Genomic DNA, 20,390 nt, shown 5'->3' with positions numbered 1-20,390 from the left:
CACGGCCACCGACCGCGCGCTGACCGGCCCGGGTCGGCCGTCGACGCGCCGCGCCGCGGTGGAAAACGAGTGCTGCCCGTCTCGCGCGGGGCGAGACGGGCAGCGGTCGAACGATTCAGGCGCCGGCGTCGGCCTTCGCCAGCTCGGGCTTGGGGGCGGCCCCCGACGCACCGTGGCTGACGAACAGCGCGGAGGCGATCACACCGATGATCAGGATGGCGGCGGGCAGCAGCATCGACTGGGCCAGCGAAGTGCTGAACTCGTCGAGGATCTGCGGCGGGAGCGGGCCGGTGGCCGCGCCCTCGCCGACCGGACCGCCACCGCCGAGACCGTTGGCGGTCAGGCGAGCCGCGATCAACGCGCTGATCGCGGCGCTACCGAGCACCGAGCCGACCTGGCGGGTGGTGTTGTAGACACCGGCGCCCGCACCGGCCTGGGTGACCGGAAGGTTGTGCGTGGCCGTGGAGGCCAACGGCGCCCAGATGCAGGCATTGGCCAGACCGGCGACGGCCGCGGCGAGCAGGAACCAGATGATCTGCGAATCCGGCGTCATCAGCGCGGCGAAGGCGAAGGTCGACCCGGCGAACAGGGTGAACCCGATCGTCGGCACCAGTCGCGGCGGCAGCCGGTCGGAGAACTTGCCGACGAACGGCGCGGCGAATCCGGTGACGATCGCCATCGGCGCGAACACCAGCGCCGAGACGGTCGGCGACATCTCGCGCACCGCCTGCAGATAGAAGTACGAGGGCACCATCATCGAGGTGACCGCGGCGCCCATCGCGGCGATGGCCAGGTTCGACAGCGAGAAGTTGCGGTCGCGGAACAGGCTCATCGGCACCAGCGGCTCGCCCCGGTTACGGGCCTGGTTGATCACGAACGCGATCAGCATGAGCACGCCGAACCCGATCAGCAGCCAGATCCGCAGCGACCAGTCCTGCGTGTTGCCCTCCTGGATACCGAAGACCAGCGCCGTCATGCCGATACCGCTGAGCACGACGCCGACGACGTCGAACCGGTGGTCGCTGGTCGGCAGCGCGGGCACCAGCCACACGGCCAGACCGAACGCGATGATGCCGACCGGGACGTTGACGAAGAAGATCCACTCCCAGCCCAGGTTGTCGACGAGCACGCCGCCCAGGATCGGCCCGACCAGCGTCGCGAGCCCGGCGACGCCGCCCCACAGGCCCATCGCGGCACCGCGCTTGTCCGGTGCGAAGGTGCGGGTGATGACGGCCATCGTCTGCGGGGTCATCAGCGCGGCGCCGATGCCCTGCGCGGCGCGCGCGGCGATCAGCATGCCGATGGAACCGGACAGGCCGCACCACAGCGAGGCGCCGGTGAAGATCGCCAGGCCGATCAGGTAGATGTTCTTGGGACCGTACTTGTCACCGAGGCGGCCGGTGACCAGCAGCGGCACCGCGTAGGTGAGCAGGTAGGCACTGGTCACCCAGATGACATTGGAGATATCGGTGCTCAGGTCCGTCATGATCGCCGGGTTGGCGACCGCGACGATCGTCATGTCCAGCAGGATCATGAAGAACCCGACCACCAGCGCGAACAGCGCTAGCCACGGATTACGTTGGGTGGTCATCGAATTCGTTCCTATCGGAAGATGAGCTCGGGATATCAGTCGCGGGCGGCGCCGGCCGCCCACCGGGGTCGTGGCGCGGCGTCGGGGTGATCCCCCGGCGGCCATTCGTGCGGGGACACGGCGTCGTCGGTGCGGCGTTCGCCGGTCTCGGGATCGAATTTCTCCCACTCGACGAGGCCACCGTCGAGGTCGGCGGCGAACCCCTCGATCCAGGTCAGTTCCGCCTGGATGGTCGCCTGGATGTACTCCAGGACGAACCAGTACCGGCGCGGGGTGTCGTGGGCGCGGGCCCAGCCGATCATGGCGTCGACATCGGCCAGCGCCTCGCCCAGATGCCCGGCCCGCTCGCGCAGCAGGGTGACGACCCGCTCGCTCGGCAGGGTGTGCGCCTCGGCGAGCGCGACCCGGAAGATCGGGAACTCCTGCACCGGGGTGCGCAGGAGATCGGTGATGCGTCCGCGCAGCGTGTCGCGGCCGATGTCGGTGATCCGGTAGGTGGTCCGTTCGGGCCGATTGCCCTCGCGCTCGGTGCCTTCGGCGCGCACCAGTTCGTCGGCCGCCAGCCGGGCGACCACGTGATACAGCGAACCCGGACGTACCTTGACCAGCAGGTCTTCCCGCCGAGCCATCAGCACTTGATACATCTCGTAGGGATGCATTGGCCGTTCGTCCAGCAGTGCGAGGACCGCGATGGCCAACGGTGTCATCGCGTTGCGACCCGGCTGCCCCACCGCTCCCACCTCCACTCCCGCGCCTGCGCGCAGGTCCGTGTTCCACACCAAATATTCCAGTAGGAATATACGGAGCGGAACAGAGACTGACAAGCGAACTTTTCAGCACAGTGGTGTCCGACCCGGGCGACCGCGTTGATCCAGAAGTTCATCCAGGAGCGACGGGGTTCCCATCGAGGACGCGACTTTCGGCAGCAAGGTCGACCTCCGGGTCACCGCGGCACGCTGAGGCTCAGCGTTCACCCATCGGAGCGCACGATGTGATCCACCTCTCGAAGGGTATCCAGGGTTCGCAGCATCACAAATTTTGAATTTCCGAATTCCGTTGATGTTGAATCGTCCCGTCTCAGAGAAATTCGATCGAAAGAATTAGGGGGGGACCATGACTCGTCGCCATGCCACCAGAAGGTTCAGCCGAGCGCTCGTCCTGTGCGCGCTGCCGGTGGCGATCGCGGTGACCGGTGCGGATATCGCCTCGGCGGCTCCGGTCGCACCGGTGGTCTCGAGCGCCGAACGCGCTACGAGCTACGACGGGCACGCCATCACGTTCGTCGACGATCGGACGATGACGATCGACGGCCACACCGTCACCGTCGACGACCAGCACGTGGTCCGGGTCGATGACCGCCAGGTCTCGTTCCGGCCCGTCGCGACTCCGGCCGAAGCGCTCATGTCCATCGACGCGCCGCTCGCCGATCCCGGCAAGGTGGGCACCGGAGCGCTGGTCGGCGCCGGAGTCGGTGCCGCGGCGGCCGGTATTCCCGCCGCGATCGTCGGCGCCGTGCCCGGCGCTGTCGTCGGCGGTGTCATCGGTGCCGGAGCCGGATTCCTGATCGGCATCGGCACCGTCGCCGCGGGTGTGCTCATCAGCTCGATGGTCGGCTGTGTCACCACCGGCTGCCTCATCGACGTGCCGATCTTCCTCGCCGGCCTGGCCGCGGAGGCGGTGATCGCGGCGCCGTCCATCGCCGTCGGCGCCGCCCTGGGGGTGGCGGTCGGCGCCGCCATCGGGGCGGGCATCGCCGGTTTGCCGGCTGCCGGAATCGGCGGCCTCGTCGGCGCGGGCATCGGCGCGGCCGCGGTGACGTTGAATCCCCAGCTGGTGCCCTGACCTCGCGCGGGTGTTCTCGTCGACCACCGGATAGCTGGGAGTCAGGGCACCCCGACGCGCTGTTGCTCGGTTCGGGGGTGTCGGTTCGGCGTGGTTGAATACTGCGGATTCGGAAGGCATCCGGGGGATGCGGGGGAGGAAATATCTTGCGGTACTGGGTTTTTGCTGTCCTGACGGGGATCGCGCTGGTGGTCAGCGGGTGTTCGGTGATCGAGCAGGCGACGAATTCCGTCGAGCAGGGCGAGTGCGTGCGGCAGGACGGGGAGGACTTCACCGAGGTGGGGTGTGCCGCGCCCGAGGCGGACTTCGTGGTGTTGAAGAAGCTCGGGAGCGGGGAGTACTCGTGCAAGAACGTCGCCGGGGTGACCTACACGTACTACGAGGACTCGACGCAGATCTGCCTGGGAGACAAGGGCGCCGACCCCGCGCAGGCGGTCAATGCCGCGCAGCAGGGCGACTGTGTCACCGAGTCCTCGGACCGGGCACGCAAGCTGCCGTGCACCGACCCGGCGGCGGTGTACAAGGTGCTCGACCGCCAGGAGGGCGGCCTGGCGAACTTCGCCTGCGACAGCGTGACCGGCACCGAGGTGACCTACACCTGGGAGCTGAAAACGGTCGGCACCGGCACGATGCCCAAGCTCGGCCCCGACCTGATCTTCTGCCTGGCGCACAAGGAGGTCGACACCACACGTTCGCTGGAGAACGCCGAAGCCGGTGACTGCCTGCGCCCGACCACGATCACCCCTAACCTCGAGATCGCCGACTGCGGCGGCCGTGACGCGAAGTACCGCATCCTGAAGGTCGCCGCGAGCTCCGCCCAGTGCGCGAACGTCGCGGGCGCGACCTCGTCGTTCACCTACACCCCCGGTGGCATCCCGATCCCCCGCGTCTTCTGCGTGGCCGACCTCTAGGGGCCCGCGCTGCCCCGACGCCGGGTGCTGCGGCCGGGGTCGACCAACAGAACCGACGGGTGACAGTGGCTAGAGACCGTGGGCGTCGAGCCAGGCGCGGGCGGCGATGGCCGGGTCGGTGCCCGTCCGAACCTGGTGGACGAGGTCGGTGAGCCCCTCGGTGGTCAGTTCGCCCGCCACGTAGTTGAGTTTCTTCAGCTGGACGCGGTCGAAGTGGCCGGAGCGGTAGAGAGCCAGGATGTTCTGGGCCCGCAGGGCGTATTTCGGGTCGTCCAGGACGACCAGACCGGCCGCGGCGTCGGCGGGCGGGCCGTTGACGATGCCCACCTGGATCTCGCCGTCGCGCAGGGCTTTTCCGAGCGCTTGCGGGTCCGGGTAGTGCCTGGTCGTGGCGAAGGCGCAGTCGGCGATCGTGGCGGGGGCCGGGGTGGTGTAGGTGAAGCCGGGAAGTTCGGTGTAGCCGGCGGTGAGGTCGGCGCAGCGCGGGGTCAGGGCAGCCAGCGTGCGGACGGTGTCGCGGGCGGCGAACTCCTCGGTGACCAGGAGGCGGGAGCGCAGGTCGGTGCCGTCGGCGGCGTCGGAGGCCGACAGGCCCTGCGGGAGCGCGGCGTTGACAGCGGCGACGACGTCCTCGGGGGTGCGGGCGGGGGCGGCCGGGTTCCAGCGGTCGAGCAGCGCGCCGTCGCGGGCGGGCAGGACCGCGATCCGGCCCGCGTCGAGGTCGGCTTGCGGATTCGCCGAGTCGCGGACGACGGCGGTCGGGGTGCCGGTGCGGGCCAGCGCCTGGGCATAGATCTGGGCGAGCACCAACGATTCCGCCGAGGAATCCGCACCCACCGCGACCACGTTCCGCGGCTCGTCGGCCCCACACGAAACGGTGGTGAAAGCCCAGGTGGTGACCAGTAGCGCAGCCAGCTTCCGGCGCACCGCTCCCGACACCATCCGGCGACACCAACTTCCTGTATTTGCGGTCAACCCACGCAATTCGGCGCGACGCGGGCAGTATGAACTACCAGAATGTACCTGCGGCCCCAGGGTCGCATGCACAGCGCACTGCCCGCCTTTGCCGGAAGGACACCAGTGAAAACCGCGTTCGCCTCCTCTTCGCACGGACAACGTCGACCGGCACGCCGCCTCGCGGTCCGGGCGGGCCGGGTGCTGGCAGCCGCAGTCGCGCTGGCCGCCGCCATGATCGTCTCCGCCTGCGGCAACTCCGACCCACTGGCCGCCAAGGGCGATTGCGCCAGCGACGCGCTGATCATCGGTTCGGCCAATTTCCCCGAGTCCGAGACCGTCGCCAACATCTACACCGAGGTCCTGCGGATCAACGGTTTCAAGGTCGACACGAAGTTCAACATCGGCAGCCGCGAGGCCTACATCCCCGCCTTACGCCAGTGCGCGATCTCGCTGATCCCGGAATACACCGGCAACCTGCTGCAGTATCTGGACAAGAACGCCACCGCCACCTCCGCGGCCGACGTGAACGCGGCCCTGACCACAGCGCTGGGCAGCGACCTGGCCATCGCGACGCCGGCCCCGGGGCAGGATTCCGATGCCGTGGTCGTCACCCGCGCGACCGCCGATCGGTGGAACCTGCAGAGCATCGCCGACCTCGCGCCGCATTCGGCCGAGGTGAAATTCGGCGCGCCCGCCGAATTCGCGCAGCGCCCCGGCGGGCTGCCCGGTCTGAAGAAGAACTACGGGCTCGACATCAGCGACGCGAATTTCGTGCCGATCGCCGACGGCGGCGGTCCGGCGACGGTGCGCGCGCTGGTCGACGGCCAGGTCACCGCGGCCGATATCTTCACCACCTCGCCGGCCATCGCCCAGAACAACCTGGTCGTGCTGGCCGATCCGAAGAGCAACTTCGCGGCCCAGAATGTGGTGCCGCTGTTCAACGCCGCCAAGAAGACCGACAAGGCGGTGGCCGTACTCGATGCCGTATCGGCGAAACTCACCACCACCGAACTGATCTCGCTCAACACCGCCGTCTCGGGCGATGCCAAGATCGAACCGAAGGCCGCCGCGCTCGCCTGGATCACCGCGCAGGGACTCAACTCCCCGATCGGCTAGGCGCGCGTCCACTAGGAGAATCCGTTGTCCGACATCGAATTCCGCGGTATCGACAAAACCTATCCGGACGGGACGCAGGCGGTTCGCGACCTCAATCTGCGGATCGAATCGGGCTCGTTCACCGTCTTCGTCGGTCCGTCCGGCTGCGGCAAGACGACCTCGATGCGGATGATCAACCGGATGGTGACGCCGAGCGCGGGCGCCATCAGCATCGACGGCCGCGACATCGCCACGGTCGATCCGGTGAAGCTGCGCCTCGGCATCGGCTACGTGATCCAGAGCGGTGGCCTGCTGCCCAACCGCAAGGTGATCGACAATGTGGCGACCGTGCCGATGCTGCTCGGCGCCTCCCGCAAGTCCGCGCGGGCCGCGGCGCTGGACGTCCTCGACCGGGTCGGCCTGGATCGCGCGCTGGCCGACCGGTATCCGGCCCAGCTCTCCGGCGGTCAGCAGCAGCGCGTTGGGGTGGCGCGGGCGCTGGCGGCCGACCCGCCGGTGCTGCTGATGGACGAGCCGTTCAGCGCCGTCGACCCGGTGGTGCGGGCGGAACTGCAAGTCGAGATGCAGCGGTTGCAGGCCGAACTGCACAAGACGATCGTGTTCGTCACCCACGACATCGACGAGGCGATCACCCTCGGCGACAAGATCGCGGTGTTCGGGCGCGGCGGGGTGCTGCAGCAGTTCGACGCGCCCGAGCGGGTCCTGGCCCAGCCCGCCACCGACTTCGTCGCCGGGTTCGTCGGACGTGATCGCGGCTATCGCGGGTTGTCGTTCCGCACCGCCGAGGCCGTGACGCTGGCGCCGATCCGGACCGTCGAGGCCGACGGGGTCGCCGGGTTGCGGCTGGCGCGCGGCGAGTGGGCGCTGGTGGTCGACGCCGACGGCAAGCCGGGCGGCTGGGTGGACGTGACCGGCGTGGAAGCGGTCCGCGCCGGAAAACCGTTGGCCGCCAGCGTGTCCGCGGGCGGCTCGCTGTTCACGCCGGACGGTGACCTGCGCCAGGCGCTGGACGCGGCGATCTCCTCGCCCTCGGGCATCGGGGTGGCCGTCGACGACGCCGGCGCGGTCCGCGGCGGCCTGCTGGCCACCGATGTGCTCACCCAGCTCGCCGAGCAGCGCGGCTTCGAGGACGCCGAACGGAACCGGGAGTTCTTCGACCAGGACGTCTCGTGAGGTACCTGATCGACAACTTCGCCGAGGTCATGGCGATCACCCGCACCCATCTGGTGCTCGCGCTGGTGCCGCTGCTGCTCGGCCTGCTCATCGCGATCCCGGTCGGCGCGCTGATCCGGGGCACCGGCTGGGCCAGGAAGATCACCACGACGGTGTCGAGCCTGGCCTACACGATTCCCTCGCTGGCGCTGTTCGTGATCATTCCGCCGCTGGTCGGGATCTCGGCCATCGATCCGCTCAATGTGATCATCGCGCTCACCGTGTATTCCACGGCGCTGCTGCTGATCGCGGTGCCGACCGCCCTGGACACCGTGCCCGCCGCGGTGCTCGACGCCGCCGACGCGATCGGGTTCGGCCGGCTGCGCCGGACCCTCACCGTCGACATGCCGCTGGCGCTGCCGGTATTCGTCTCCACGCTGCGCGTCGTGGTGGTCACCAATATCGCGATGGTGTCGGTGGGCGCGCTGATCGGGGTGGGCGGGCTCGGCAAGCTGTTCACCCAGGGCTACCAGCGCGACTATCCGGATCAGATCGTGGCGGGCATCATCGTCACGCTGGTGCTGGCGCTGGTCTTCGACCGGCTGGTGTTCCTGCTCGGCAAGCTCGCGACCCCGTGGACCCGCGCCGACACGCGCGTCGACCGGACAGGGGCACGCGCGTGAATCTGTTCGTCGACGCCTGGCAGTACCTGACCGACGGCGCCAACTGGGGCGGGTCGGCCGGGATCGACACCCGTCTGCTGCAACATCTCTGGTACAGCTTCCTCGCGGTCGCGCTGTCGGCGGTGATCGCGGTGCCGCTGGGTCTGGTCATCGGGCACACCCGGCGGGGCAGCGCGCTACTGGTCGGCTTCGCCAACGCCATGCGGGCGCTGCCGACGCTGGGCCTGCTCACCTTCCTGGTGCTGCTGCTCGGGCTCGGGCTGATCCCGCCGCTGCTGGCGCTGATCACCGTCGGTATCCCGCCGCTGCTGGCGGGCGCCTACGCGGGCATCGCGAACGTGCCCGCCGATGTCGTCGACGCCTCGCGCGCGATGGGGATGACCGAGCGCCAGATCCTGTTCCGGGCCGAACTGCCCAACGCGCTGCCGGTGCTCCTGGGCGGATTGCGGGCCGCGACCCTGCAGGTCGTCGCCACCGCGACCATCGCCGCCTACGTCAACCTGGGCGGGCTCGGCCGCTACATCTTCGACGGGATCGGTCTCTATCGCTACGACCTGGTCCTGGTCGGGGCGCTGCTGGTGGCGGTGCTCGCGCTGGTGCTCGACGCACTGCTGGCCGCGGCGGTGTGGGCCAGCGCGCCGGGCAGCGGGCGACTCGCGCGCGGGACGATCGTCGGCACCGACGTCTCGCCGGTCACGGAGTAGTTCGGCCGATCGGTGCGGGTCCGCCTGCTCGGCGAGGCCGCACCGCCGCTGTGCCGCAGCGGTGATCAGTCGTCGCCGAGCAGTGCCCGCAAGTGCGGATCGGCCGCCAGCACCTGCTGCATCCGGGCGCGCTCCTGGACCCGCTGGGCTCGCGACTGGATCCACTCCTGCACCGCCGTCACCACGGCCGCGTTCATCGACAGTCCATCGGCATCGGCGGCCGCGGCGAGCTGGGCGTGCACCTCGTCGGGGAGCTGCACGGAGATGGTGGTCATCTCCCGATGATCCCAGACAACGCGAGAGCGCCCCGTTCCGGGGAACGGGGCGCTCTCGGTCGATATCGCTGCGGATACTAGGCGACGCCCTCGGCGCGCGCGGCCTCGGCCACGGCCTCGGCGACGGCCGGAGCCACGCGCGGGTCCAGCGGGCTGGGGATGATCCGGTCGACGGCCAGCTCGTCGGCGACGACACCGAAGATGGCGTCGGCGGCGGCGACCTTCATGCCCTCGGTGATCCGGCGGGCACCGGCGTCGAGCGCGCCCTTGAACACGCCGGGGAAGGCGAGCACGTTGTTGATCTGGTTCGGGAAGTCGCTGCGGCCCGTCGCCACGATCGCGGCGTACTTGGCGGCCACCTCGGGGTGGATCTCCGGGTCCGGGTTCGACATGGCGAACACGATCGACTCCGGCGCCATCGAGGCGATGAGCTCCTCGGGGATCGTGCCCGCGGACAGACCGAGGAACACGTCGGCGCCGGCGAGGGCCTCCGCGGCGCCACCGGTCAGGCCGCGCGGGTTGCTGCGGGCGGCCAGCTCGGCCTTGACGCCGTTGAGGCCGTCGCGACCGGTGCTGACGATGCCCTTGGAGTCGAGCACGACCACATCGGGCACACCGGCGGCGAGCAGGATGTTGGCGCAGGCCACACCGGCCGCACCGGCACCGGACACCACGACCTTCAGCGCCGACATGTCGCGGCCCTGCTGCGCGGCCGCGCCCTTGAGGGCGGCCAGCACCACGATGGCGGTGCCGTGCTGGTCGTCGTGCATGACCGGGCAGTCCAGCGCCTCGATGACCCGCTGCTCGATCTCGAAGCAACGCGGCGCCGAGATGTCCTCGAGGTTGACCGCGCCGAAGCTCGGGCGCAGGTGGATCAGCGTCTGGACGATCTCGTCCGGATCGGTGGTGTCGAGCACCAGCGGGATCGAGTTCAGGCCGGCGAACTTCTTGAACAGCGCGGCCTTGCCCTCCATCACGGGCAGCGAAGCGCGCGGGCCGATGTCGCCGAGGCCGAGCACGGCGGTGCCGTCGCTGACCACGACCACGAGGCGGTCGGTCCAGGTGTAGGTCTTGGTGAGCGCCGCATCCTCCGCGATCGCCCGGCTGACCTGGGCGACGCCGGGGGTGTAGGCGATCGACAGATCACGCTGGGTCTCGAGCGGGGAGCTGAGCTCGACCGACAGCTTGCCGCCGAGGTGACCCGCGAAGATCTCGTCGTGGGTGATGGCAGCGAGGCTCGCTGCGTCATCGGCCTTGGGCGCCGCGGTGGCATTCGGTGCGTCAGTCACAGGTGACACGATTTCACTCCTGCTCGAGTCGGACTCAACCGGGGGACGGTTACCGCCGGGTATATCGGGATTACGGAATTGCATGACGCTCATAGGGTGCGCAGCCAGGGCGAATGCCGGAGAAAACCGGACGCGTGGCGCGGCACTGATCCGCCGAGCGGAGCCGGACGGGTGGTCCGGTCGGACAAACGGGTCGACCCTCGGCCGCGACGGTGCGTCGCGGGGCGGAAGGCCGCCATGGTTCCCGAACCCGGCGGTGGCAAGGGAAGGGAATCCGCAACATTCTGCCAGCACGGCCGACCAGTTGCCAAACCGGTTCCGTGTGTCACCCGGCCGCGCGTCATGGATCGAGGGTAGCCGCGCCGAATTGCCGTGGCGTTAGAGAAAACTCGCAGCTGAAGGGGAACATGCGGTGAACAATCACACCGCGGCGGGACGGCCCGCGGTGAGCTGACCGTCGAGCGGATCGTCCGCGACGGCCCGGCGGACCCACACCTCGTCCAGCCCACCACAGCGCAATCGCGACTGCCACTCCGGCACCGCCAGCGGGTGGTCGATGCGGCGGTGGATGCCGCGGCTCTCGGTCCGCACCAGCGCGCTGTACCCGGCCCAGCGCGCGACGGCGAGCAACGCCGCCGCCTGCCTGGCCCGCACCCGTTCGGCGCCGATGCCGCCCAGTTCGAACTGCGCGCCCGGCCACATGATGTCCAGCTCGGCGATGCTGTCGGCCAGGCTACCCGCACTGCGCCGGTAGCTGCGCCGCAGCGGCAGGGTGTGCTCCTGGACCAGTCCGATCACCGAGCGCGGATCGATGTGGGCGTGCAGGCCGAGACCGGCGCCCTCGACCGGACGCGCGCTGGTCGCCCGTTCGTTGGCCACCGCGAAGGCGGCGGCGCCCTCCCCCGCCCAGGTTCCCGAGGCCAGCGCCCACGCGCCGCTCAGACCACCGGTCGCGCCCGCGGCACCCGTCACGACCTCGCGTCCGGCGACGGCGCCTGCGGCGTACAGCCCGCGCACGGTGGTCGCGCAGTCCGGTCCGGTCAGGGCCACCCCGCCCGCGCCGAGGACGGTGCCCTCGAGGACCGCGCGCACCGGCACCCGGCCCGTCGCGTCGACCGCGCCGTGCCTGCTCAGCCAGTGCCGGACGGTGTCGGGCACCTCGTGCAGCGCCGCGAAGACCCGCCTGCCGTCGGCGAGCGCGGCCAGGGCCGCCGTGTGCCTGCCGGGGAGTTCGGCGCCCGCTTCGTCGTAGAGCGCGGCGAAACGCACCGAGAGTCCGGGGGCGACAGCCGGATTCGGATGCACCCGCGACAGCACCGGCGCCAACCCGTAGGCGCTGGAGAATTCCATCCCGGACAGCTCGGCGCCGGCCTCGGCCGCCATCAGCAGGCCCTCGCCGGTGTTCACCTCGGTCCCGGCGCCGCCGGACAGGAACGCGCAGCCACCGGTAGCCACCACCACCGCGCCCGCCCGGATGGTCCACGGCCGGAACCGGTTGTGCCGCTGGATGCCCGCGGCACCGACCACCGTGCCCGCCGGATCGACGAGCAGTTGCAGCGCCGGATGGTGATCGAGGATGCGCACGCCCGCCTCGAGCGCGCCCCGGCGCAGCCTGCGCAGGTAGCTCGCGCCGTCGAGGTGCACCACCGGCGGATCGACGCCCGCGGTGTCGGGCACCCGGTTCCTGGTGCCGGACCAGACCCGCAGGCGGCGGTGGGTCTCGTCGGCGACCCGGTGCAGCCAGTCGGCGTCACCCAGGCCACCGCCGCGGACCAGCGCCGTGTCCACCACGTCGGCACGGCTGTGACCAGGAGCGACGTCCCAGATCATGGTGCTGCCGTAGACCGAGGGCCCACTCGACCCGCACCTGCTCTTGTCGACGAGGACGACCCTGGCCCCCGCGGTCGCGGCCGAGACGGCGGCCCAGAGCCCGGCGGGCCCGCCGCCCAGGATCAGAACATCCGTCTCGATGTTGCTCACAAAGAGAAATATTCGGGGACAGTTCACCCGGGCGCAACCATTACGCGCTCGTCAACTCCACCATTGTGTCCAAAGCAGTACACCGGTCGTGATCATCACGACCGCCGAGGCGGTGAACGCGGCGACGCCCCGGCTCCGATCGGCGTAGAGCTGGGCGGCCACGACGACCACCGCCGCGAGCACATGCCAGGTCAGCGATTCGGCGCCCGGCCCGGGGAAGTCCCGGCGCGAACCCATCACCGCGGCCCCGATCACCACGCACAGCAACGCGACCACTCCGCCCGCGACCAGGCCGCTGAACCCGCGCACCAGCGTCACGGGGCGATCACCGGCACCCCGCTCGCCTTGCCGATCAGCGCCTCGAACTGTTCGGGATCGGTCCGGCAGGCGCCGATCTCGATGGTCTTGTTGCTGCCGTGGTAGTCCGACGACCCCGTGCGCAGCAGGCCGAGTTCGGCCGAGAGGTCGGTCAGGACCGCGCGATCGGCGGCGCTGTGGTCCGGGTGGTCGATCTCGAGACCGCCCAGGCCGAGGGCGGCCAGGTCGCGGATCTCGTCGAGGGCGAGCAGCCTGCCGCGCTTGCGCGCCCGCACATGGGCCAGCACGCTGACCCCGCCCGCGGCCGCGATCAGTCCGACCGCGCGGGTCAGCGGGGTGTCGGCCTTCTCGGCGTAGTACGGGCCGTGCGGGGCCAGCAGTTCCTGGAACGCGGCGTCGACGCTCTCGACCACCCCGGCCTCGACCAGCGCCCGCGCCAGATGCGGACGACCGGCCGCCGGGCCCGCGCCGGCCAGCACCGCGTCGGGATCGATGGGCAGCCCGTCGGCGACCATCTTGTCGGCCATCGCGCGCACCCGGGCCACCCGCTCGGCGCGCAGGCGTTCGCGTTCCTCGGCGAAGCCGGCGTCGGCGGGATCGAACAGGTAGGCCAGCAGATGCACCGGGACGGGCCAGCCGTCCTCGCCCATCCCCTGGCACGACATCTCCATGCCGCGCACCAGCGTCAGTCCCGGCGGGCGCGCCGCCTCGGCCTCGGCCCAGCCCGCGGTGGTGTCGTGATCGGTGATCGCGACGACGTCGAGGCCGGCCGCGGCGGCGTTGCGCACCAGCTCGGCCGGGCTGTCGGTGCCGTCGGACGCCGTCGAATGGGTATGCAGATCAATGCGCACACCCTCAGTCTTACAGTGCCGTCTCGACCGGCGCGCGGTCCTCCACCGAGACAGCGCGGGCCGTAGCATCCACCTCGTGCCTTCGCTACCGCAGATGCCGTCGTTCCGTGGGCCGAGCCGGGCCGGTCCGGCGCGGCCGCGGATTCCCGTGCCGACCGCGCGGGCCATCGTCGACTGCGGGGTCTACGTCGACGGGAAACGGCTACCGGGTCACTTCACGCCACAGCAGGCGCTGGCCGAGGCGAGCAAGACCGAGACCGGATTCGTCTGGCTCGGGCTGCACGACCCCGACGAGGGTCAGATGAACGAGGTCGCCGCGATCTTCGGCCTGCACCCGCTGGCGGTGGAGGACGCGGTGCAGGGCAGGCAGCGTCCCAAGCTCGAGCGCTACGACAACACGCTGTTCCTGGTGCTGCGCACCGTCAGCTATGTCGAGCACGACATCCACGCGATCAGCGAGATCGTCGAGACCGGCGACATCATGGTCTTCACCGGACCGCATTTCGCGATCACCGTGCGCCACGGCGAGCACACCGGGCTGGCCGGGGTGCGCCACGACCTGGAGGGCAAGCCCGACCAGCTGCGGCTGGGCCCGTGCTCGGTGCTGCACACCGTCGCCGACCACGTCGTCGATTCCTATGTCGACGTCTCGGAATCGGTCGAGTCCGACATCGACGAGATGGAGGAGGCCGTGTTCACCCCCGCCTCCAAGATCGGCATCGGGTCGATCTACCAGCTCAAGCGCGAAGTGGTCGAATTGCGCAGGGCCGTCTCACCGTTGGGGCAGCCGCTGCAGATGCTCGTGCACAGCCAGGACATTCCGGTGCCCAAGGAGATCCGCCGCTATCTGCGCGACGTCGCCGACCACCACACCACCGTCACCGAGCACATCACCTACTTCGACGAATCGCTGAGCGGCCTGGTCAACGCGGCGCTGGCCAAGATCAGCGTCCAGCAGAACACCGACATGCGCAAGATCGCCGCCTACGCCGCCATGGCCGCCGTGCCCACCATGATCGCCGGCGTCTACGGCATGAACTTCGACTACATGTGGGAACTGCACCAGCCGTGGGGCTATCCGGCGGTGCTGATCATCATGGTCGTCGTCTGCGGGGTGCTGTTCCGCAGTTTCCGCCGCAGCAAGTGGATCTAGAGGTTCACCGCACCGCGCGCGGGGTCGCGGATGTCGATGCCCGCTTCGGCCCACGCGTCGCGCAGGGCCTGGGCGCCGCGGACGCGGACCCAGGCGGCTTCGGTCGCGGTGATCGGGGTGACGCTGAGATACCGCACCGGCTCGGCGGGTTCGGGCAGGGCGATCTCGGTGATGTCGCTCTCGCCGAGCAGGACCGCGGTGAAGGTGGCGTTGTGCCACAGCGGTTCACCCAGGTCGAGCAGCGCGTCCGCCTGGAGCACAACGCCTTCCACCGACGGGGTCGCGACGAGCACGCCCAGCGAGCGCGCGACGCCCGCCTGCGGGCCCGCGCTCAGCAGCAGGGTCAGCACCAGTTCGGCGCGCGGGCCGCGGACGGGGTCGGCCAGCAGATCGGCGGGATCGCCCATCGGATGGCGTGATCCGCCCAGCGTCGCGTAATGCACCGCGTCGTCGCCGGGGATGCGCAGGATCTCGATCGGTTCCAGGCCGAGGAAGGTCACCGAGGCCGAGTCGACCCGGGCGCGCTCCACGCCGTAGTGGTCCAGCACCGCGGTGCGGACCGTGTCCACCACATCCATTGCGTCACAGGGCCAATCGGGCCAGCATGTCGCGGGCGCGCTCGGCGGTCTTCGGGTCGCACAGCACGTCGTAGCGGCCGGCCACCAGCTGCATGGTCGAGGCGAAATCGCGCTGGCCCTTGGTGGCCGCGTACGGGATCGAGGTGGTGATCACGCCGAACACGATGCCGCCCAGCAGGCCGACGACCAGCGGGCCGAGGGCGCCGCCGGTGGTGGTGAACAGACTCAGCAGCAGGCCGAGGAACAGGCCCAGCCACGCGCCCGAGACCACGCCGCCGCCGATGACCTTGCCCCAGGTCAGCCGGTACAGCACCCGCTCGACCTGCATGAGGTCGACGCCGACGATGGTCACGTCCTGCACCGGGAACTGTCCGTCGGCCAGGTAATCGACCGCGCGCTGCGCCTCGGCGTAGGTCGGATACGAGCCGACCGGCCAGCCCGACGGCGGCGTCGGCAACGCCTGCCGTCCGCGATTCGGGTTGCCCAAGGGATTCGTCATAGTCCCATTCTGCTAGTTCTGGACCGGCTGTGGCGGAGTGAAACGCGTTGTGCGCGTCATTCCCGCAGCTCGCCCCTTCTCCGCTATGACCTGCGCCATCTTCGCGCTGGCTTCGTCGATCATCTCATCCCCCAGCATGACGGCGCCACGAGCGCCGCCGGCGTCGGAGGTGTGGAAGGCGTAGGCCTCCAGGATCAGCTCGGCGCGGTCGTAGTCGCCCTGGCGCGGGCTGAAGATCTCGTTGCAGGCGTCGATCTGGTCGGGATGCAGCACCCACTTGCCGTCGAAGCCGAGCGCGGCGGTGCGTCCGGCCGCCCGGCGGAATCCGTCGACATCGCGGACCTGCAGGTAGGGACCGTCGATCGCCTGCAGGCCGTGCGCGCGGGCGGCGAGCAGGATGGTCATCAGGATGTGGTGGTAGGCGTCGCCGACGTCGTAACCGACCGGCTGCTCGCCCACCACCAGCGTGCGCATATTGATACTGGCCATGAAATCGGCCGGGCCGAACACCAGCGCCTGCACCCGTGGGCTGGCCGTGGCGATCGCGTCGATATTGCGCAGGCCGAGCGCGTTCTCGAGCTGCGGTTCGATCCCGATCCGGCCGACCTCGAGCCCGCTCGCCTTCTCCAGCTGGGTGAGCAGCAGGTCCAGCGCGTGAACCTGGCCCGCGTCGGTCACCTTGGGCAGCAGGATCGCGTCGATCGCCGCGCCCGCGCCCTCGACGACGCTGATCACGTCGGCGTAGGTCCACTCGGTCGACCAGTCGTTGACCCGGACCACCCGCAGCTGCGCGCCCCAGCCCGGTTCGTTGAGCGCGGCGACGATATTCGCCCTGGCCGCGGTCTTGGCGCCGGGCGCGACGGCGTCCTCGAGGTCGAGGAAGACCTCGTCCACCGGCAGGCCCTTGGCCTTGGCGATCATCTTCGGATTGCTGCCGGGTACGGCCAATACTGAGCGGCGGGGCTTCATGGGCCCTCCTCCTTCGTTCGTCACACCGGCCGTGGCGTGTGGTGACCGGCCGTTGTGGACCGCCTAGCCTGAGGGTCATGGCAACCACCAGGGTGTACGTCGCCCGGCTCGCCGGCCTGACGGTGCTGGGTCCGGACGGGGAGTCTATCGGCCGGGTCCGCGATGTCGTCGTGGCCGTGCGGCACGGACGGCAACAACCACGGGTGCACGGCCTGGTCGTCGAATTGGTCACCCGGCGGCGGATTTTCGTGCCGATGCTGCGCGTCACCGCGATCGAACCGGGCATCGTCACCCTCAACACCGGCACCGTCAGCCTGCGGCGATTCGCCCAGCGGCCCGGCGAGATGCTGGCGCTGGCCCAGATCGTGGACTCGCAGGTGCGGGTGAACGATCCCGGACTGCCGGATCTGGACGGCGTCGACGTCCATGTGGCCGACCTGGGCATCGAGCAGACCAGGACCAGGGATTGGGTGATCGGCCGGGTCGCGGTGCGCGGGCACCGGCGGATCGGGCGCAGGCGCACCGTGCACGTGGTGGACTGGTCGCAGGTCGAGGGCTTGACCCCGGCCGAGGTCGGCAGACCAGGCCAGGACGTCACGACGCTGCTCGAACAGTTCGAGGGGTTGCGCGCGGCCGACGTCGCGCACCGCCTGCGGGAGCTGCCGGAGAAACGCCGGGTCGAGGTGGCGATCGCCCTGGACGACGAACGCCTCGCCGACGTCGTCCAGGAACTGCCCGACGACGATCAGGTCGACCTGCTCGGCCACCTCGAGGTGCGCCGCGCGGCCGACGTGCTCGAGGCGATGGACCCCGACGACGCCGCCGACCTGCTGGGCGAGCTGCCCGAGAGCGAAGCCGAATCCCTGCTGGCCCTGATGGACCCGGAGGAATCCGAGCCGGTCCGCAGGCTGCTGGCGCACTCCCCCGATACCGCGGGCGGTCTGATGACGCCCAAACCGGTCGTGCTCAGCCCGTCGACCACCGTCGCCGAGGCGCTGGCCCGGGTCCGTGACCCCGACCTGACCCCGGCGCTGGCCTCGATGGTCTTCGTCGTTCGCCCACCCACGGCGACCCCCACCGGCCGCTACCTGGGCTGCGTGCACATCCAGCAGTTGCTGCGGGAACCGCCGGCGCACCTGGTCGGCGGAATCGTCGACACCGACCTGATGCCGCTGGCGCCGGAACTGCCGCTCTCGGCGGTGACCCGGTACTTCGCCACCTACAACCTGGTCAGCGGCCCGGTCGTCGACGCGGAGAATCATCTGCTCGGTGCGGTGACCGTCGACGACGTCCTCGATCACCTGCTGCCCGAGGACTGGCGCGAAGAAGAAGAGCAGACGTTCGCCCATGCCGAAAGGGTCCCGCGTGAGTGAGAAGAACCCGGCCCGTCAGCGGCTGGAAACCCCGGTCGGCTCCCGGTTCACCCTCGACTGGGACTCCGAGGCGTTCGCGCGCAGCAGTGAGCGCGTGGCACGGTTCCTCGGGACCGGGCGATACCTGGCGATCCAGACGATCATCGTCATCGTCTGGATCGTGCTCAATGTGTTCGTGGTCGCGCTGCGCTGGGACCCGTACCCGTTCATCCTGCTCAATCTGGCCTTCTCCACGCAGGCCGCCTACGCGGCGCCGCTGATCCTGCTGGCGCAGAACCGCCAGGACAACCGGGACAAGGTCTCGCTCGAGGAGGACCGCAGCCGGGCCGCGCAGACCAAGGCCGACACCGAGTTCCTCGCCCGCGAGCTGGCCGCGCTGCGGCTGGCCGTCGGCGATGTCGCCACCCGCGACTACCTGCGCCGCGAGCTCGAGGAGATCAAGGACGTGCTCGACCGGATCGACGCGGTCACCACGCCCGACGGCGCGCCGAAGCCGGAGAAGAAGCGAAAAGCCGTCCGCAAGAAAACCTCCGGTCAAACGCCCTCTGCTGCCCCGGTTTCGCCAGGTGGTTCAGACGAGTAACCGGAAATGCTCTACAACTTCCTGACCGGTAGGTAACCTGGATCACGTTGTTCCGGGCGGGCCGGAGGGGGACTCTGCGGTGCCGCTGCTTCGACGTAAAGGGTTGGTGTGGCCGTGCGAATCTCTGCTCCGATAACGATGTCGGCCCTTGTCGTCGCTGGACTCGTCGCCTCCGGGTCGGCCGTGCAGACCGCGACGCCGAGCACCGCCCCCACCGCGCCCGAGGCTCTGCTCGCCGCGACCGCGAGCACCACCGAGGACACCCCGGAGACCGATCCGTCCGAGATCGTCGGGCTGCTGCCGATCGCGCAGGAGGCGCCGCGCAAGCTGCGCGCGCTGTCCCCGTCCGCGAACAGTCTGGCCCCCTTCGCCGGGACGGTTCCGTTGCAGAGCATCTCGCTGCCCACCGGCAGTGGCGCGCTCGGCATCCCCGAGATCGTGCTCGCCGCCTACCGCAACGCGGAGCTGGCGCTCGAGACCGCCCAGCCCGGCTGCGGGCTCACCTGGAACCTGCTGGCCGGCATCGGCCGCATCGAGTCCGGGCACGCCAGCAGCGGCCGCACCGACGCCGCGGGCACCTCGACCACGCCGATCTTCGGCCCCGCGCTCGACGGCACCCTGCCGGGCAACGAAATCATCAAGGAAGCCGACGGCGGGTTCGTGCGGGCCGTCGGCCCGATGCAGTTCCTGCCGAGCACCTGGGCGCTCTACGCCGCCGACGGCAACGGCGACGGCACCGCCGACCCGCACAATGTCTTCGACGCCGCGCTGGCCGCGGGCAAGTACCTGTGCTCGGGCGGGCTGAACCTGCGCGACGCCTCGCAGGAACTGCGCGCGGTGCTGCGCTACAACAACTCGATGTCCTACGCGGCCAATGTGCTCAGCTGGTCGGCGGCCTACCGCACCGGTGGCGCGCCGAGCTCGGTCGCCATCTCCCCCGACATCGTGCCGCCGGGCAGCGCGCCGATGGTTTCGCCGAATGTGCTGGCCGCCTCGACCGACGCGCCGGTCACCGCGGCGCCGCCGTCGACGACCAACCAGCTGCCGCCGAACACGCCGAAGGTGACCACGCCAACCCAGGTGATGATCACCCTGCCCGGCCTGCCGCCGATCCCCTGCGGCATCTTCTGCCCGGCTCCGGTCGCACCGGCTCCCGAGGTGTGTGTGAGCGATCCGGCGCCGGCCCAGATGCCGAACCCGCTCGAGCCGGCCAAGCCCGTCGAGCAGACCTTCGGCGCTGCGGCGCCGAAGGATCCGGCGCAACCCGAGCAGACCGACCCCGCGCAGCAGGCGGCCGAGCAGCAGGCCACGGCGCCGGTGTGCACCCCGGCCCAGACCGCCGAGCCCGCGCCCGCCGAGTCGAAGGCCCCCGCCCCGGAGAAGACGCCGGAGCCCGGCATCGAGCCGACCGAGGCGCCCGCGCCCGTCGAGCAGGCGCCGGCGGCGCCCACGCCGCCGCCGGGGATCACGTTGCCGTTCAACATCGTCATCCCGCTGCCGCCCGGTCCGGCGGTCCCCTAGAAATCAAACCGAAATACAGGTCACGGAGGGGTAACAAAAAGGTCT

General features: G+C 70.3%; 21 protein-coding genes. 10 read left to right on the top strand and 11 right to left on the bottom strand.

What is annotated here, in order from left to right; translation table 11 throughout:
* Nucleotides 1-115: 115 nt before the first annotated feature.
* Nucleotides 116-1,591: a DHA2 family efflux MFS transporter permease subunit gene (locus ATM97_RS21950; protein WP_218719919.1), complete on the bottom strand. Its 1,476-nt coding sequence runs from the start codon at nucleotides 1,589-1,591 to the stop codon at nucleotides 116-118.
* A 35-nt stretch (nucleotides 1,592-1,626) separates the two neighbouring features.
* A complete protein-coding gene (locus ATM97_RS21945; protein WP_308248573.1) occupies nucleotides 1,627-2,322 on the bottom strand; it encodes a helix-turn-helix transcriptional regulator in 696 nt (231 codons plus the stop codon).
* Between the two features lie 382 nt (nucleotides 2,323-2,704).
* Here ATM97_RS21945 and ATM97_RS21940 point away from each other — a divergent pair, with 382 nt between their 5' ends.
* Both ATM97_RS21940 and ATM97_RS21935 read left to right on the top strand, forming a co-directional pair.
* On the top strand, nucleotides 2,705-3,433 hold the full coding sequence (locus tag ATM97_RS21940; protein ID WP_255588196.1) for a hypothetical protein: 729 nt from the start codon (nucleotides 2,705-2,707) through the stop codon (nucleotides 3,431-3,433).
* Nucleotides 3,434-3,579: 146 nt separating this feature from the next.
* Entirely contained in the window at nucleotides 3,580-4,344 is a 765-nt protein-coding gene (locus ATM97_RS21935) for a hypothetical protein (protein ID WP_218719918.1), read from the top strand.
* A 69-nt stretch (nucleotides 4,345-4,413) separates the two neighbouring features.
* Here the strand turns inward: ATM97_RS21935 and ATM97_RS21930 are convergent, their stop codons facing one another.
* Entirely contained in the window at nucleotides 4,414-5,286 is an 873-nt protein-coding gene (locus ATM97_RS21930; RefSeq protein WP_218719917.1) for a glycine betaine ABC transporter substrate-binding protein, read from the bottom strand.
* A gap of 246 nt (nucleotides 5,287-5,532) precedes the next feature.
* Here ATM97_RS21930 and ATM97_RS21925 point away from each other — a divergent pair, with 246 nt between their 5' ends.
* From ATM97_RS21925 to ATM97_RS21910, 4 genes are read left to right on the top strand one after another with little or no spacing between them, the layout of a single operon-like run.
* Nucleotides 5,533-6,417: an ABC transporter substrate-binding protein gene (locus ATM97_RS21925; protein ID WP_255588235.1), complete on the top strand. Its 885-nt coding sequence runs from the start codon at nucleotides 5,533-5,535 to the stop codon at nucleotides 6,415-6,417.
* A 24-nt stretch (nucleotides 6,418-6,441) separates the two neighbouring features.
* Entirely contained in the window at nucleotides 6,442-7,590 is a 1,149-nt protein-coding gene (locus ATM97_RS21920) for an ABC transporter ATP-binding protein (RefSeq protein ID WP_218719915.1), read from the top strand.
* Entirely contained in the window at nucleotides 7,587-8,252 is a 666-nt protein-coding gene (locus tag ATM97_RS21915; RefSeq protein ID WP_308248572.1) for an ABC transporter permease, read from the top strand. The genes ATM97_RS21920 and ATM97_RS21915 overlap by 4 nt, the downstream gene beginning before the upstream one ends.
* Nucleotides 8,249-8,956: an ABC transporter permease gene (locus ATM97_RS21910; RefSeq protein WP_218719914.1), complete on the top strand. Its 708-nt coding sequence runs from the start codon at nucleotides 8,249-8,251 to the stop codon at nucleotides 8,954-8,956. Before ATM97_RS21915 ends, ATM97_RS21910 begins: the two co-directional genes overlap by 4 nt.
* A 65-nt stretch (nucleotides 8,957-9,021) precedes the next feature.
* Here ATM97_RS21910 and ATM97_RS21905 read toward each other — a convergent pair whose 3' ends face one another.
* The 5 genes from ATM97_RS21905 to ATM97_RS21885 form a co-directional block, all read right to left on the bottom strand.
* Complete coding sequence (locus ATM97_RS21905) at nucleotides 9,022-9,231, bottom strand: toxin-antitoxin system HicB family antitoxin (RefSeq protein WP_218719913.1); 210 nt, start codon at nucleotides 9,229-9,231, stop codon at nucleotides 9,022-9,024.
* A gap of 77 nt (nucleotides 9,232-9,308) precedes the next feature.
* Nucleotides 9,309-10,529, bottom strand: coding sequence for an NADP-dependent malic enzyme (locus tag ATM97_RS21900; protein WP_374104894.1), 1,221 nt, complete (start codon nucleotides 10,527-10,529; stop codon nucleotides 9,309-9,311).
* Between the two features lie 411 nt (nucleotides 10,530-10,940).
* Entirely contained in the window at nucleotides 10,941-12,500 is a 1,560-nt protein-coding gene (locus ATM97_RS21895) for an FAD-binding protein (RefSeq protein ID WP_218719912.1), read from the bottom strand.
* A gap of 51 nt (nucleotides 12,501-12,551) precedes the next feature.
* Nucleotides 12,552-12,818, bottom strand: coding sequence for a hypothetical protein (locus tag ATM97_RS21890; RefSeq protein ID WP_218719911.1), 267 nt, complete (start codon nucleotides 12,816-12,818; stop codon nucleotides 12,552-12,554).
* The gene (locus ATM97_RS21885; protein WP_218719910.1) at nucleotides 12,815-13,669 is read right to left on the bottom strand and encodes a PHP domain-containing protein; all 855 of its coding nucleotides are present in this window, start codon (nucleotides 13,667-13,669) and stop codon (nucleotides 12,815-12,817) included. The genes ATM97_RS21890 and ATM97_RS21885 overlap by 4 nt, the downstream gene beginning before the upstream one ends.
* 94 nt (nucleotides 13,670-13,763) lie before the next feature.
* Between ATM97_RS21885 and ATM97_RS21880 the strand changes: the two genes are divergently transcribed.
* Nucleotides 13,764-14,822, top strand: a complete 1,059-nt coding sequence (locus ATM97_RS21880; RefSeq protein ID WP_218719965.1) for a magnesium and cobalt transport protein CorA — start codon at nucleotides 13,764-13,766, stop codon at nucleotides 14,820-14,822.
* Here ATM97_RS21880 and ATM97_RS21875 read toward each other — a convergent pair.
* Genes ATM97_RS21875 through ATM97_RS21865 form a run of 3 tightly spaced genes read right to left on the bottom strand, consistent with a single transcriptional unit; the run spans nucleotide 14,819 to nucleotide 16,868 of the window.
* Nucleotides 14,819-15,400 (bottom strand): suppressor of fused domain protein, encoded by a 582-nt coding sequence (locus ATM97_RS21875; RefSeq protein WP_218719909.1) that lies wholly within the window; start codon nucleotides 15,398-15,400, stop codon nucleotides 14,819-14,821. The genes ATM97_RS21880 and ATM97_RS21875 overlap by 4 nt on opposite strands.
* A gap of 4 nt (nucleotides 15,401-15,404) precedes the next feature.
* Nucleotides 15,405-15,899 carry a general stress protein gene (locus tag ATM97_RS21870; RefSeq protein WP_019048869.1) on the bottom strand — a complete coding sequence of 165 codons (495 nt, stop codon included), beginning with the start codon at nucleotides 15,897-15,899 and terminating at the stop codon, nucleotides 15,405-15,407.
* A 12-nt stretch (nucleotides 15,900-15,911) separates the two neighbouring features.
* Nucleotides 15,912-16,868, bottom strand: a complete 957-nt coding sequence (locus tag ATM97_RS21865; protein WP_218719908.1) for a CoA ester lyase — start codon at nucleotides 16,866-16,868, stop codon at nucleotides 15,912-15,914.
* A 77-nt stretch (nucleotides 16,869-16,945) separates the two neighbouring features.
* Between ATM97_RS21865 and ATM97_RS21860 the strand changes: the two genes are divergently transcribed.
* From ATM97_RS21860 to ATM97_RS21850, 3 genes are all read left to right on the top strand, one after another.
* Nucleotides 16,946-18,241, top strand: a complete 1,296-nt coding sequence (locus ATM97_RS21860) for a magnesium transporter MgtE N-terminal domain-containing protein (RefSeq protein WP_218719907.1) — start codon at nucleotides 16,946-16,948, stop codon at nucleotides 18,239-18,241.
* Nucleotides 18,234-18,824, top strand: coding sequence for a DUF1003 domain-containing protein (locus ATM97_RS21855; RefSeq protein ID WP_308248571.1), 591 nt, complete (start codon nucleotides 18,234-18,236; stop codon nucleotides 18,822-18,824). The genes ATM97_RS21860 and ATM97_RS21855 overlap by 8 nt, the downstream gene beginning before the upstream one ends.
* 138 nt (nucleotides 18,825-18,962) lie before the next feature.
* Nucleotides 18,963-20,345, top strand: coding sequence for a lytic murein transglycosylase (locus ATM97_RS21850; RefSeq protein ID WP_218719905.1), 1,383 nt, complete (start codon nucleotides 18,963-18,965; stop codon nucleotides 20,343-20,345).
* Nucleotides 20,346-20,390 lie beyond the last annotated feature (45 nt).

The organism is Nocardia sp. MH4, assembly GCF_019266065.1.
GTDB classification, from domain to species: Bacteria; Actinomycetota; Actinomycetes; order Mycobacteriales; family Mycobacteriaceae; genus Nocardia; species Nocardia canadensis.
The sequence above is the reverse complement of the archived record's forward strand: the minus strand, read 5'-3'. Positions and strand labels throughout refer to the sequence as shown.

Coding starts and splice junctions, on each gene's coding strand:
- ATM97_RS21860 (WP_218719907.1), top strand. CDS start 16,946: ATGGCAACCACCAGGGTGTACGTCGCCCGGCTCGCCGGCCTGACGGTG.
- ATM97_RS21950 (WP_218719919.1), bottom strand. CDS start 1,591: ATGACCACCCAACGTAATCCGTGGCTAGCGCTGTTCGCGCTGGTGGTC.
- ATM97_RS21865 (WP_218719908.1), bottom strand. CDS start 16,868: ATGAAGCCCCGCCGCTCAGTATTGGCCGTACCCGGCAGCAATCCGAAG.
- ATM97_RS21940 (WP_255588196.1), top strand. CDS start 2,705: ATGACTCGTCGCCATGCCACCAGAAGGTTCAGCCGAGCGCTCGTCCTG.
- ATM97_RS21880 (WP_218719965.1), top strand. CDS start 13,764: ATGCCGTCGTTCCGTGGGCCGAGCCGGGCCGGTCCGGCGCGGCCGCGG.
- ATM97_RS21930 (WP_218719917.1), bottom strand. CDS start 5,286: ATGGTGTCGGGAGCGGTGCGCCGGAAGCTGGCTGCGCTACTGGTCACC.
- ATM97_RS21850 (WP_218719905.1), top strand. CDS start 18,963: ATGTCGGCCCTTGTCGTCGCTGGACTCGTCGCCTCCGGGTCGGCCGTG.
- ATM97_RS21870 (WP_019048869.1), bottom strand. CDS start 15,899: ATGACGAATCCCTTGGGCAACCCGAATCGCGGACGGCAGGCGTTGCCG.
- ATM97_RS21925 (WP_255588235.1), top strand. CDS start 5,533: ATGATCGTCTCCGCCTGCGGCAACTCCGACCCACTGGCCGCCAAGGGC.
- ATM97_RS21875 (WP_218719909.1), bottom strand. CDS start 15,400: ATGGATGTGGTGGACACGGTCCGCACCGCGGTGCTGGACCACTACGGC.
- ATM97_RS21905 (WP_218719913.1), bottom strand. CDS start 9,231: ATGACCACCATCTCCGTGCAGCTCCCCGACGAGGTGCACGCCCAGCTC.